Genomic DNA, 11,933 nt, shown 5'->3' on the forward strand with positions numbered 1-11,933 from the left:
ATATTGAAAAACATAATACTAAATTCTCTAAAGCAATATTTATGGTTAATACTATTAATTTTTAAAGGAAGGGGTTAGCTATTCAACAAAACCATTAAATCACTACTCGATGTTATATCTTTACAATATCCTAGTAACTGCAGCGTCAGTCAGTAAGCTGTACGTTTCGTGTTTTCATACTTTTATTTAAATAAAAATAATGTACGTATCTAATATTATAAATACGTACGTTACTTAATATAACTTAATGATAGCGTTTATATATACAGCTTATTCCAGCAATAAATAAACCAATGCCAATATAATATATTGATGACTAACCTTGAGATTCGACTAACTAAAACCCTAATTTATTTAAATCTAAATACTGCTCTACTGCATCAGCAATCATGTTAATTCCATCTTCTTTAGTTTTTTGAAAATCAAAAGTTCGGATATCTGTTAAACCAGCCCAAGCTAAGATTTCATTACAAGCTGAATGCTGTTCAAAGATCCCATGTAAATACGTACCAAAAACTTGGTTACCTACACCTAAAATACCATCCTCTCCATCGGTGAGTTTAATAGGTGCATCTTGCTCTGTTTCAACAGCCGTAACCCCCGCATGGATCTCATAGCCTGTGACAGCGACGGTATTATTCGCGGTTAATGTTAAGGAGCCAGAAACTTGCTTAAGTTGCTTATGCTGCTTAATTTCAGTCGTTATAGGTAAATAACCAAGCCCTTGTGTATTTCCACTTTCCCCTTCAATGCCATAAGGATCTGAAATTAACTCACCAAGCATTTGATAACCGCCACATATTCCCATCAATTTGCCACCGAAACGCAAATGACGTTGTATCTGTTTATCCCAATTTTGAGATCGTAGATAATCTAGATCGCTGCGTACACTTTTAGAGCCCGGTAAGATAATTAAATCCGCTGGCGGTATCGTTTGTCCTTTACCAATAAATTGAAGGTTGACCTGTGGGTGCATGCGCAACGGATCAAAGTCAGTATGATTACTAATACGTGGAAACACAGGAACAACAACCGTAATAGAATTATCTTCTGCATCTATTTGTTGAACGTCAATGGCATCTTCAGCCTCTAACATTAGTCCATGCAGATAAGGCAACACACCAATAACTGGTTTACCTGTTTTTTGCTCAAGCCAATCGAGCCCTGATTCTAATAATTTAATATCTCCTCTAAATCTATTTATAACAAAGCCTTTCACTCGCACTTGTTCAGATTCAGATAACAGGGCTAATGTGCCATATAGATGTGCAAATACCCCTCCTCTATCGATATCAGCAACAATAATCACGGGAACATCCGCTTCTTCAGCAAAGCCCATGTTGGCAACATCATTTTCACGCAGATTTATTTCAGCAGGACTACCAGCACCTTCTATGATCACCGCATCATATTCTCCCGTCAGACGCTGGAAAGATTCTAATATAGGCTTCATAACAACTTTCTTGTAGCTGTTATAGCCTATAGCATCCATATCTTCCAACGCCTTGCCCTGAACGATAACTTGGGCTCCAATATCCGTATTGGGTTTTAATAACACTGGATTCATATGAACGGTGGGCTCGATACCACAAGCGAAAGCTTGTACGGCTTGTGCTCGACCAATTTCGCCGCCATCTTTCGTTACAGCACTATTAAGCGCCATATTTTGTGATTTAAATGGCGCAACACGAACTCCCTTACGTGCAAGTACACGGCATATACCAGCAACAAGTACACTTTTTCCTGCATCTGACGTTGTACCTTGAACCATTAATGTTCGTGTTGTTTTCGTTATTTTATCCATGTTTGATTTTATTCAATCCTGTTAAAGATATTGTAATTAATCACAAAATGGCGGCCATTGTAACTGAGGCCAATCTTGTTGGTCATCATGATAGACAGTAATACGCATTCTGGCGGCATAAGGTAAATGGATGCGATGAAGGTAAGTGGTGTTACGAGGCATTTCAAGTAATAGACGTAACAGCTGTCGCATTACGCCAGAATGAGTAACTAATAGGATTTTTTGCCCTTTATGCTGTGTTAGCAAGGCTTGCCAAGCTCGCTTTATCCGAATATCAAACTGCTCTAGCGTTTCGCCATTATGCGGTGCTGTTCCGTCTTCACAGACGTGCCATGGATCGTGCCAATAATGATCAATATCATCACCAAGTTGTTCAACTAACTGCTGACGCGTTAACCCATCCCAATCTCCAAAATCCATTTCTCGCCAACTATCGCTATGCAAAGCATTAATCGTAAATTTTTGTGCTATAAAGTCGGCAAATGAAGAGCAACGTTGCAATGATGAACTAATAACACAATCAAGTTCATTTAGATTTTCGATAGCCATCTTCATTTGCTCAAAACCTTGTTCAGTTAGAACAAAGTCAGTGTGACCTCGTAAGCAATTATCACCTTCAGGTAAACCATGCCGTAAAATATCTATTTGGGTTATCTTTGCCATTAGAACCTCGTTCGATTATGTAACGCTTAGTGTCGGGCCTTTTAATACTTGTGGTATACCAGCAGTTACAAATATTACCCTTGCAGATTGTTTCGCAATCGCTTGATGCAGCCAACCACTCTCATCGACAAATTGGCGAGAAACCTCACCTAGCGGCACTATTCCTTGCCCTACTTCATTACTCACTAAAATAATATGCCCTTCTGCTTCACTAATAGCATGTAAAAAGTCTGCTTTTGCCTGTTGCCATGAATGTTTACCAATAGGTTGAAATAAACAGTTATTTAACCATAACGTTAAACAATCAATCAGTAAGCATGTCTGATTGTTACTATGTTCACGAATAATATTTGCCAAATTATAAGACTCTTCAATCAGCATCCACTGAGAAGGACGTTGCTGTTTATGACTTAGAATGCGTTCAGCCATTTCATTATCACAAGCGGTTGCTGTTGCTACATATTTAACAATCAAGCCAGATTGTTCTGCGAGTTGTTCAGCTAAACGGCTTTTACCAGAACGTGCACCACCAAGGATCAGTTCTGTACCCACCAAAGGCTTTACATGCATGGCAAACCTATTAATTATTTAAAATACAGAATGTTAACTTATTAATACTATTCTGTATTGTGACATTTCACAGTTATGAGCATGAATAGAAAATATTTGCTATCACCACATTTTAAATGGCAGCAATAGAAGCCCAAAATGTCTTAATTTTAAGATTACATAACAATAAAAATCATATTTCATTATGACTAAATTTGATTTTTATTATTAAGGACTAATAATTAGATTATGAATTAAACAACCGTTCAGGGAGGAATTATGATTTCTCAACAAGTAAGACTTATTGATGTGTTGAGACTTCCAACGGTTTTACTTTCTTTAGATTCAAAATCTCTCTACCAAATTATTACTGAAGCTCGATATCTATCCTTGCTTGGACAATTAAAAAAGACCTGTGAACGTAATGAGATTTGGCAAGATCTTCCTCTTTTCTTCCAACAACAGTTAATTTCAGGCTTTCATAGTTATGAAAAACAAAAACAATCATTAGAATTTGAACATCAGGAGTTAACCAAACAGCTTCACGGTATATTACCGTCATGGCGCTATATTAGAGGTAGCGCATTACAACTTTCTGAAGTCGAGGCATTTTCAGGGAGGGTTAAAAACAATATTGAGATATTAATTTCCAAGTCATTTGTTGATGCGGTTTTACAACAGTTGTTAAATAATGGATGGCGTTATAAACATATAACCGACTATGAGGAAACTTTCTATTGTCGATGGTCTCAGCAAACTACTCCGTTAGTTCATAAAGAAAGACGAACTGAGCTAGCTATTCATTATCATCTATTACCTAAAACGCTAATCCATAAATTAAAAGAAGCACCTTTACTTCACCATCATACATCTCCAAGTGTTGCTCACCCTGCCACGCTTTTATCTCCTGATGCAATGGTACTTCATCAGGCTATCATGCTATTTAATCAAGTTGATTTTCATCATGGCTTACGTGATATATATGACTTAAATTTACAATTTCAGCATTATGGCCAACAGCGATTATTCTGGCATAACTTAATTCAACTGCACCAACAAATAGGAAAAGATACTAGCCTTTATCTTGCACTATCGTTATGTCATGAATTATTCGATTTACTGATTCCTAGCAACATGCAGCAATTTTTAAATCAATCACAATACCAGCGCGCAATTTTCTGGCTTTATAAAGAAAGGTTTACTGAAGTTATCAATAATGCTTTTCCTAAACACCAAAACTCTAATTACCGTTTTGCTGTGAAATCATTACGCTTTCGGGGCCGTTTAAAGCGAATGCCAATTTATGTTATTGTGCCGCACATTATTAAACGAAGCGTACTTAATTTGATGCCCCATGAGGAAGATGAAGAAATTATTTACTAATATTTTTCCCTTTCATCAATAACAAACCTCTTAAACACTTTCAACTAATAAGTAGTTTAGGTGGTTCAAGAGGTTTAGAGCAAAGATCTACTTTAGAACTTTAAGTATTTCTTCATTGAACCAACGCTTTTTTCGCCAAGCCCAGTTACCTTTTCTAAATCTTTACTCGTTTTAAATTTGCCATTCTTTTTACGATAGTCAACAATCGCTTTCGCTTTTGCTTCACCAATGCCAGGAAGTGATGCAGCAAGCTCTGAGGCAGAAGCGGTATTTACATTAACGGCTTTAAGCTGTTTTTTCACTGCTGTTTTTGACTTTGTCGTGGTCGCTTTTTTACTACCTGTTACTGATTTTTTAGCGGTATCTTTTTTACTATCAAGCTTTGATGATGTTGCCTTAAGATCTTTTTTAGTATCTGTTACTTTAGATGAAGATGCCTTTTTGGCTTTATCTGCTTCTTTCTTCGCAGACTTCTTCACCTTGGTAATACAATCCATTTTTTTCTACTTATCTGCCTTATATTTGGTTTCACATTTCTTTATAAGCTTAGTGGTATCGGTTGTGGCAGCCTGAGATGTAAATGGCAAAATAAACGCAAGTGTTAACAATAATTTTTTAAACATAAGAAAAATCCTTTATAAATAATCCTGTGTAAATTAAAGACGATTGATGCAAAAAAATAAAATAAAACATCATAAAGCGTTTAAATCAGCGTTTTTTATCCACCTTTACGGCTTTAACCATCAATAAAACCCCTCACTCCCTTTTACTTTTAGATTTATCTATATGTTTTTTATAACAATTTATATATACAGTAAAGAAACATAGCATGTTGTTTAATTTCTGTTCAATGTAGTGTTGGGTTATGCGATCTTGTTATAATTATTACAATTATTCATTACTAAGTGGTTACCTTTAGCTATAAGATAACTATCTTGTGGTCAGGTGAGTTAATAAATAACACCATGCTATGATTCACGCTTCTTGCGTATAAAGGACTTTTGATGACAGACAACATGCTTTTTTACAAAACCTACCCACACCCAAGCAGTAATGAATGGGTAGTGTTTGTGCATGGTGCCGGTGGCAGTTCAGCAATTTGGTACAAACAGATTAAAGCGTATAAACAACACTTTAATTTGTTACTTCTCGACCTTCGTGGTCATGGTAAATCCAACAACATGTTCAAAGACATGATCGCTAATCCCTATACATTTAAAAGTGTGACGAAAGATATTGTTCATGTACTTAATCACTTAAAGATTCAATCAGCACACTTTGTTGGGATATCTCTGGGCACAATCATTATTCGCAACTTAGCTGAAATAGCGCCAGACAGAGTTAAAACGATGATTTTGGGTGGTGCGGTAACACGTTTAAATACCCGTTCTCAAATTTTAGTGAAACTAGGTAATATGTGTAAGCACATTATTCCTTACATGTGGTTATATCGTTTATTTGCCTATGTCGTTATGCCGCAAAAAAGTCAACGCGAGTCTCGACATTTATTCGTCCGAGAAGCCAAAAAATTGTGTCAAAAAGAATTTAAGCGGTGGTTTAAACTGGCAACAGAAGTAAACCCCATCATGAAGTATTTTAAAGAAAAAGAACTGTCGATACCGACATTGTATTTGATGGGTGCAAATGACTATATGTTTATCAAGCCAGTAAAAGAAATGGTTCAACGACATAAGTTTAGTTTTTTGACTGAATTAAAAGATTGCGGACACGTTTGCAACGTTGAACGACCGGATGATTTTAATCAGCATTCGATCGATTTTATTAAACAGCATAAAACCACTTATACGGCTTAACATTTTTATTATAAAAAGGCATAACGCTGCTTAATGATCTTTTCTAGATCTTCAATTGCACGTTATGCCATTTTTCTGTTTATTTATTAATTAGCGTGCAATATGCTTCGCTAAGAAAGCTTCAAGTTGCTTAGTTACAAATTCAGGTTGTTCTAAGTTACTAATATGGCCAGCCTCTGGGATCAATACATATTCGCTATCTTTGATCTCATCATGCATCAACTGCGCTTCTAGTGGTGGACGTGGATTATCTTCCATACCTGATAAAATCAATGTGGGTGCTTTAAGTTGCGCTATATCGTCAAACGTATCTCGACGGCCAAACACCATCTTACCCACTTGTGCAATTGCTACTGCTTTATCACCTTTTAGAGAGGCTAAATGTTGTCTAAAGCCATCAACAAGCTCTGGCGTATATTGCTCGGCTTGACGACGGAAAAATAAAGGAACAACGCTATCAATAATGGCGTCTGGAATAGCTTGCTGCTCAATAATTGTATTTAGCATTGAAAAGTATTTAGCGTGTAAGACCTCAGGCTCGTAGCCTAAAAAAGTATCCATCAATACTAATGCTGTCACACGTTGAGGTACTTTTATGGCAAGCTCTGCTCCCCACATGCCTCCCACTGATAAACCAATAAGCGAAAAGTTATCTATATTAAGGTGGTCAAGCAGTGCAATAACATCATCAGCGTAATCACGCAGCGTACGTGTTTTTTCAGGTGCAACATCAGCCTGACCATGTGCCCATAACTCAGGTACAATACAACGATAATGCTGACTCAATGCCTCTATTTGTGGTTGCCACATTTTGCTGTCCCACAAATAACTATGACCCAACACGAGTACAGGGCCTGTACCTTGATCTAAATACGTTAATTTACGATCTTCAATTACATAACTTTGCATGCATATCCTTGTCATCATTTATACGTGATTCACACGCTATCTTACTGCATCTGTTTCAAATTGATATTTTTTATCGATCAAGGCAAGCCCCTTTCGATAAAAAATCCATGCGCTGATCCCTGCTGCAATATTACCTAACATTGCTCCAGTAAATAGACCTGGAAGACCAGCAAGTTGCGATCCTATCCATAAAATCGGTAGGAAACAGATAAACAAACGCCAAGCTGAAATAAATAATGCGCGCATCGGCATTGCTAGCGCATTACAAATCGATACCATGATCATACAAACACCCAATGCGCCTAGGCTAATAGGAACACGTGTTAGGTGCATTAGAAGCACTTGCTGTACTTTTACATCAGATGATAATAATGAACTTAATGGTGACGACAGTAAGAAAATGATCATTGCTATAATAAATTGCCATGCAAGAACAAAACAAACGGCAATGTTTATCAAGGTTTTGATCCCTTGAATATCTCGTTTACCTAACCGCTTTCCTACCATCTGTGGCATCGACATAGTCAAAGCCAGTACAACGACGATAGAGAAAAATTCAATTCGCGAACCCAATGCCCAAGCTCCGACAGTAGCGGCACCAAAACCTGCGACTAATTTCGTAGCTAACATAGAAGAAACAGGAGGCAATAATTGACTCATCATAGCCGGAGCCATGATATGTCCCAGTTCTTTAATCGACTGAATGATATTTAAGCCTACCCAATGAAAGCTTAACCACTTTTTTTTCATCACTAATGGAAAAACCACCAGCATACCAATAATAAACGCAGTGATCGTTGCCCAAGCAGCACCATTGATTCCCAGTCCAAATTTAAAGATGAACAACGGATCTAAAACAATATTCAATAGGCTTGTTACCATCATCATGGTACCTGGTAACAAAGTATTACCATTGGCTCGACATAAGCTATAGGCAAAATACAACATGGATCCACACCATGCACTCATTAGCCAAACAGGCCAATAAGTATCGATGATGGGAAGTACCTTTTCTGGCGCATCAAGCAAGTGCATGATCACATCTCGAAGTAACCAAATAACACCGCAAAGTAACGCAATACCGATACCGCCAACAAGCACGACTAAACCGCCGAGTTGTTGCGCTCTTACTTCCTCATTGGCACCTAACACTCTTGAAATCAATGCAGTGGTCGCAATACCTAAACCAACTTGAAGACCAATAACAACCATTTGCATTGGTAGTGTAAAGCCTTGAGCAGCCAATGGAAGTACACCAAGCTGAGCGATAAAGGCACTATCTACAAGTTGAAAACTCATCAGCGATAACACACCGAATAACATCGGCCATGTCATTTTAAAGAGGTCTAGAGTTAAAATTCGAGTATTAGAAGATAGTTTCATAGATCACTTCTCTTACTGATATAAATAGTTATTACGTAAAAACAAAAAATCCTCGCATAAGCGAGGATAATTTTTCTAATTATACTATAAGCTAGCGGATAACAAGTTTGACCAAATCGGCAGGTCGATAATAAACCGATTTTAATACCTTACCTTTACGAATGATTTTTCCGTCAAGATCTACATCTTGAGCACACTTAGCAATAATATAATCACCCTTGGTGCTAGCCGTTAGTGCAACGCCCTGCTTTGCATAAAACGCTTCAGTATCAGCATATTCTTCAGTATTACGGCATACTTTACTCATATTGCTAGAGTGGACTTCATTCCAACAAGCCATAAAGTCAATACCTAGGCGCGCTGACATTTGCAAAAGAATATCAATTAAATAGCTAATGCCGATATTATCTTCTACTTGCTTATCACCAAGGTGAACTAAGCGACCCATTAACACATAAACAGAATCAACGATCGCATCAGCTTGCTCAACTAAAGAATCCGCTTCTGCCAGTTCTGTCATTTCTTCAACAGCAAGTGATGTATGTAATGCGTCTGCTTGAGTATCAAGTGTTTGAGGTGATTCGATATCAAGATCGAATGTGGAACGAAACTCTCTAATATCGCGGTAAAGATGATCAAAAAGAGGTTGGTCTAGCGCTGACAGTTTCATTCGTTTTCCTTGTCTCAAATTATAATGGCCTAGTAATTAAAAATACGACGTAAATAGTAACGATGAATATTTTTAATCAGACAACGAACAGAATACTAATCTAATCAGAGACTAGATACAAAACCAATTATGAAATCAGTTTTCATTTGTTGCTAAAACCATCATACCAAAGATATGCCACGTAACTCCTATTGCTTATTATTATAGAAATAATCATTGAATTTATAGGTGCAAGTGTAACAAAATGACATCATGATATTGCGATATTAATACTTGATTGTTCATTAAAATAGATGAAAATCAGTTCGTTAATTTACAACCCATGGTTATTTATTTTGGACATTCATATGATTGCAGGACACCGTGGTGCTCGCGCTGTTGCACCAGAGAATACATTGATTTCCATGAAAGCTGCCGCTAATGCAGGTGCAAAATGGATTGAGACTGATACTCAACTTTGTGAAGATTTAGTGCCTGTTATTATCCATGATAAAAGCGTGCGTCGATGTACGAACGGTTCAGGGAGTGTTCGCCATAAAACGCTACAGGAATTGAAACAACTTGATGCTGGTAGTTGGTTTTCACCAGAGTTTGCAGGAGAAACCATCCCTACGTTACATGAACTACTCGCCGCTTGTGATGAATATGGTCTTAATCTTAACCTTGAAATCAAGGTACATTACGAAGAAGAAGTGACCTTACAAGTTACAAAAACAATTGAAGTGATAAAAAATTATGGCTTTGATCCAGAACGTCTTATTTTATCCAGTTTTTCCTATAACGCGGTTAATCAATGCCTAGAACAATGGCCTGAAGTACGCCGAGGGTTAATTATTGAAGATTGGGTACCTGATATTGATCGATTAGATGAGAAATTGAAGTTATATAGTATCCACCTCGATCATCATCTTCTCAACGAAAAACTTGCAAAAGAAATTATCCATGCGGGTAAAGTACTGCAAATTTGGACAATGAATGATCCTAAAAAAGTAGCCAAATTTACTAGATGGGGCGTATCAACAATCATAACTGATGATCCAGCATTGTTAATTTCAGCCCTTAACGACTAACGCCTTTTCTGTATAAGCGCTTATTTGCAAGCGCTTATCTTTTCGCCTCCATTGAAAAGCAATAGTATAATTCAAGCCACATTTATGAATTTTTATATTCCAAAATAATGCAAATAATTCTAATAGTAATCTGTATAGAATATTTCAATATATGTAGGTAATATTAATACAATATGAATGATATATTTGTTGTGATTATATCTATTTGAAAATCACACTATATTATAAATAACCGTAACTGAATAATATTGTCGAAAAATAATCAAAATCGGGAGAAAACTCTTCATGTCAGTATATGACACTATATGTATTATGGCGGCAATTGCGGTCTTTATTTCAATTTTTAACCATAAATTCGGACGTTTTCAAACGACGATAGCAATTACAGGCTGGTCTATTGCGATCTCACTTATTTTATTAGCATTAACTCAATTTGGTTTCATTTCAATTGAAAAAGAAAATGCCTTAATAGAGCTTATTCAACATATAAAGTTTGAAGACTTCTTATTAAAAGGCGTTCTTGGATTCTTATTATTCGCTGGCGCATTAAATATAGATTTAGAACATTTAAAAGATCAAAAATTTGAAATTACCTTTCTTGCTCTTGCCGGCACCCTATTTTCTACTTTTTTCATCGGTATAGTATTATGGTTAATCTTTAGTCTTATCGGTATTGAGCTCAACTTTATTTATTGCTGTTTATTTGGTGCACTTATCTCTCCAACCGATCCAATTGCTGTATTAGCAATTGTAAAAAAATTGAAAGCGCCACAACGTATTTCTACTCAAATTGAAGGTGAATCGTTATTTAATGATGGAATCGGTTTGGTTATTTTCGTCACTATTTTTGAAGTTGCTTTCGGAAAAACAGCGCCAACGGTATCCGGTACTGCACTCCTTTTCATTCGAGAAGCCTTTGGTGGTATCGCTTTTGGTGCAGTGCTAGGTGGTATCTTCCATTACCTAATTAAAGGTTCAAGCGATAATATGATGCGCTTAATCTTAACCATGCTTGTTCCTACATTTGGATATGTCTTAGGTGAACATTTAGAGGTTTCAGCCCCTCTTGCAATGGTCGTTTCAGGGATCTTAATTGGTAATATCACGCGTAAATACATTTCAGAACAATCGGCAGACCAAATGGCACACTTATGGGAGTTAGTTGATGAAATCCTCAATGCCGTATTATTCCTTCTTATCGGTTTTGTTATGATAACCTTTAGCTTCCACAGTATTGATATCATCGCAGTAATTATTGCGGTTCCACTTGTATTATTAAGTCGTTACCTAAGTATTCGTTTATCTTATGTTGGCTTTAAACGCTACCGTCAGTACAACCCTGAATCTGTCAAAATTCTAACTTGGGGTGGCTTACGCGGTGGTTTGGCGCTTGCTATGGCTATGGCTATTCCAACACATGTTTACTTACCATCACATCCTGATGTAAGTATAAAAGAAATCATAGTCTTAATGACTTACGCCATTGTGATATTCTCAATATTAATCCAAGGTTCAACGATTACCTCAATGATTATGAAAGCAAAAGCGGTTGATAATAAACCATTGTAAGGAGAGAACATGTACTGGATCCATCACCATCACCTTATTATTGCATTTGTTGGTTTAATTGCAGCTTTCTGTGCTGGTCTTATTGGGCTTTATAAGCAGAAATAAGAACAGCAAACAGA

Annotated in this window: 11 protein-coding genes; 4 read left to right on the top strand and 7 right to left on the bottom strand. The window is 36.8% G+C overall.

Translation table 11 applies throughout. The annotated features are described in order from the left end of the window. Positions 1-337: 337 nt before the first annotated feature. The 3 genes from CTN01_RS17345 to cobU are packed head-to-tail and all read right to left on the bottom strand — an operon-like array spanning position 338 to position 3,037. Positions 338-1,804 carry a cobyric acid synthase gene (locus CTN01_RS17345; RefSeq protein ID WP_045147350.1) on the bottom strand — a complete coding sequence of 489 codons (1,467 nt, stop codon included), beginning with the start codon at positions 1,802-1,804 and terminating at the stop codon, positions 338-340. Between the two features lie 36 nt (positions 1,805-1,840). Continuing rightward, positions 1,841-2,467 carry a histidine phosphatase family protein gene (locus tag CTN01_RS17350; protein WP_045147352.1) on the bottom strand — a complete coding sequence of 209 codons (627 nt, stop codon included), beginning with the start codon at positions 2,465-2,467 and terminating at the stop codon, positions 1,841-1,843. A 15-nt stretch (positions 2,468-2,482) separates the two neighbouring features. Next, positions 2,483-3,037 carry a bifunctional adenosylcobinamide kinase/adenosylcobinamide-phosphate guanylyltransferase gene (cobU, locus tag CTN01_RS17355; RefSeq protein WP_045147353.1) on the bottom strand — a complete coding sequence of 185 codons (555 nt, stop codon included), beginning with the start codon at positions 3,035-3,037 and terminating at the stop codon, positions 2,483-2,485. A 258-nt stretch (positions 3,038-3,295) separates the two neighbouring features. On the opposite strand from cobU, the gene CTN01_RS17360 reads away from it, so the two are divergent. Next, positions 3,296-4,399, top strand: a complete 1,104-nt coding sequence (locus CTN01_RS17360) for a nucleotidyltransferase family protein (RefSeq protein ID WP_107188295.1) — start codon at positions 3,296-3,298, stop codon at positions 4,397-4,399. A 92-nt stretch (positions 4,400-4,491) separates the two neighbouring features. On the opposite strand, the gene CTN01_RS17365 is transcribed toward CTN01_RS17360, so the two are convergent. Then, entirely contained in the window at positions 4,492-4,896 is a 405-nt protein-coding gene (locus CTN01_RS17365) for a ComEA family DNA-binding protein (RefSeq protein WP_244155945.1), read from the bottom strand. Between the two features lie 507 nt (positions 4,897-5,403). Here CTN01_RS17365 and CTN01_RS17370 point away from each other — a divergent pair. Beyond that, positions 5,404-6,213, top strand: a complete 810-nt coding sequence (locus CTN01_RS17370; RefSeq protein WP_045147354.1) for an alpha/beta fold hydrolase — start codon at positions 5,404-5,406, stop codon at positions 6,211-6,213. Positions 6,214-6,303: 90 nt separating this feature from the next. Here CTN01_RS17370 and CTN01_RS17375 read toward each other — a convergent pair whose 3' ends face one another. The 3 genes from CTN01_RS17375 to CTN01_RS17385 all read right to left on the bottom strand — a co-directional run bounded on the left by CTN01_RS17375 (position 6,304) and on the right by CTN01_RS17385 (position 9,175). Next, positions 6,304-7,122 carry an alpha/beta fold hydrolase gene (locus tag CTN01_RS17375; protein WP_045147356.1) on the bottom strand — a complete coding sequence of 273 codons (819 nt, stop codon included), beginning with the start codon at positions 7,120-7,122 and terminating at the stop codon, positions 6,304-6,306. 36 nt (positions 7,123-7,158) lie between these two features. Next, positions 7,159-8,505 (bottom strand): MATE family efflux transporter, encoded by a 1,347-nt coding sequence (locus CTN01_RS17380; RefSeq protein WP_045147357.1) that lies wholly within the window; start codon positions 8,503-8,505, stop codon positions 7,159-7,161. Between the two features lie 91 nt (positions 8,506-8,596). After that, positions 8,597-9,175 carry a nucleoside triphosphate pyrophosphohydrolase family protein gene (locus CTN01_RS17385; RefSeq protein WP_045082198.1) on the bottom strand — a complete coding sequence of 193 codons (579 nt, stop codon included), beginning with the start codon at positions 9,173-9,175 and terminating at the stop codon, positions 8,597-8,599. 347 nt (positions 9,176-9,522) lie between these two features. Between CTN01_RS17385 and CTN01_RS17390 the strand changes: the two genes are divergently transcribed. Both CTN01_RS17390 and CTN01_RS17395 read left to right on the top strand, forming a co-directional pair. Then, on the top strand, positions 9,523-10,245 hold the full coding sequence (locus CTN01_RS17390; RefSeq protein ID WP_045147359.1) for a glycerophosphodiester phosphodiesterase family protein: 723 nt from the start codon (positions 9,523-9,525) through the stop codon (positions 10,243-10,245). A gap of 285 nt (positions 10,246-10,530) precedes the next feature. Continuing rightward, entirely contained in the window at positions 10,531-11,814 is a 1,284-nt protein-coding gene (locus tag CTN01_RS17395; RefSeq protein WP_045127536.1) for a cation:proton antiporter, read from the top strand. Positions 11,815-11,933: the final 119 nt, after the last annotated feature.

It is taken from the genome of Photobacterium angustum (genome assembly GCF_003026365.1).
GTDB lineage: Bacteria > Pseudomonadota > Gammaproteobacteria > Enterobacterales > Vibrionaceae > Photobacterium > Photobacterium angustum.

What these genes read in the sequence shown, in the direction of transcription:
- CTN01_RS17370 (WP_045147354.1), top strand. Translation starts at nt 5,404, where the DNA reads ATGACAGACAACATGCTTTTTTACAAAACCTACCCACACCCAAGCAGT.
- CTN01_RS17365 (WP_244155945.1), bottom strand. Translation starts at nt 4,896, where the DNA reads ATGGATTGTATTACCAAGGTGAAGAAGTCTGCGAAGAAAGAAGCAGAT.
- cobU (WP_045147353.1), bottom strand. Translation starts at nt 3,037, where the DNA reads ATGCATGTAAAGCCTTTGGTGGGTACAGAACTGATCCTTGGTGGTGCA.
- CTN01_RS17380 (WP_045147357.1), bottom strand. Translation starts at nt 8,505, where the DNA reads ATGAAACTATCTTCTAATACTCGAATTTTAACTCTAGACCTCTTTAAA.
- CTN01_RS17360 (WP_107188295.1), top strand. Translation starts at nt 3,296, where the DNA reads ATGATTTCTCAACAAGTAAGACTTATTGATGTGTTGAGACTTCCAACG.
- CTN01_RS17390 (WP_045147359.1), top strand. Translation starts at nt 9,523, where the DNA reads ATGATTGCAGGACACCGTGGTGCTCGCGCTGTTGCACCAGAGAATACA.
- CTN01_RS17350 (WP_045147352.1), bottom strand. Translation starts at nt 2,467, where the DNA reads ATGGCAAAGATAACCCAAATAGATATTTTACGGCATGGTTTACCTGAA.
- CTN01_RS17375 (WP_045147356.1), bottom strand. Translation starts at nt 7,122, where the DNA reads ATGCAAAGTTATGTAATTGAAGATCGTAAATTAACGTATTTAGATCAA.
- CTN01_RS17395 (WP_045127536.1), top strand. Translation starts at nt 10,531, where the DNA reads ATGTCAGTATATGACACTATATGTATTATGGCGGCAATTGCGGTCTTT.
- CTN01_RS17345 (WP_045147350.1), bottom strand. Translation starts at nt 1,804, where the DNA reads ATGGATAAAATAACGAAAACAACACGAACATTAATGGTTCAAGGTACA.
- CTN01_RS17385 (WP_045082198.1), bottom strand. Translation starts at nt 9,175, where the DNA reads ATGAAACTGTCAGCGCTAGACCAACCTCTTTTTGATCATCTTTACCGC.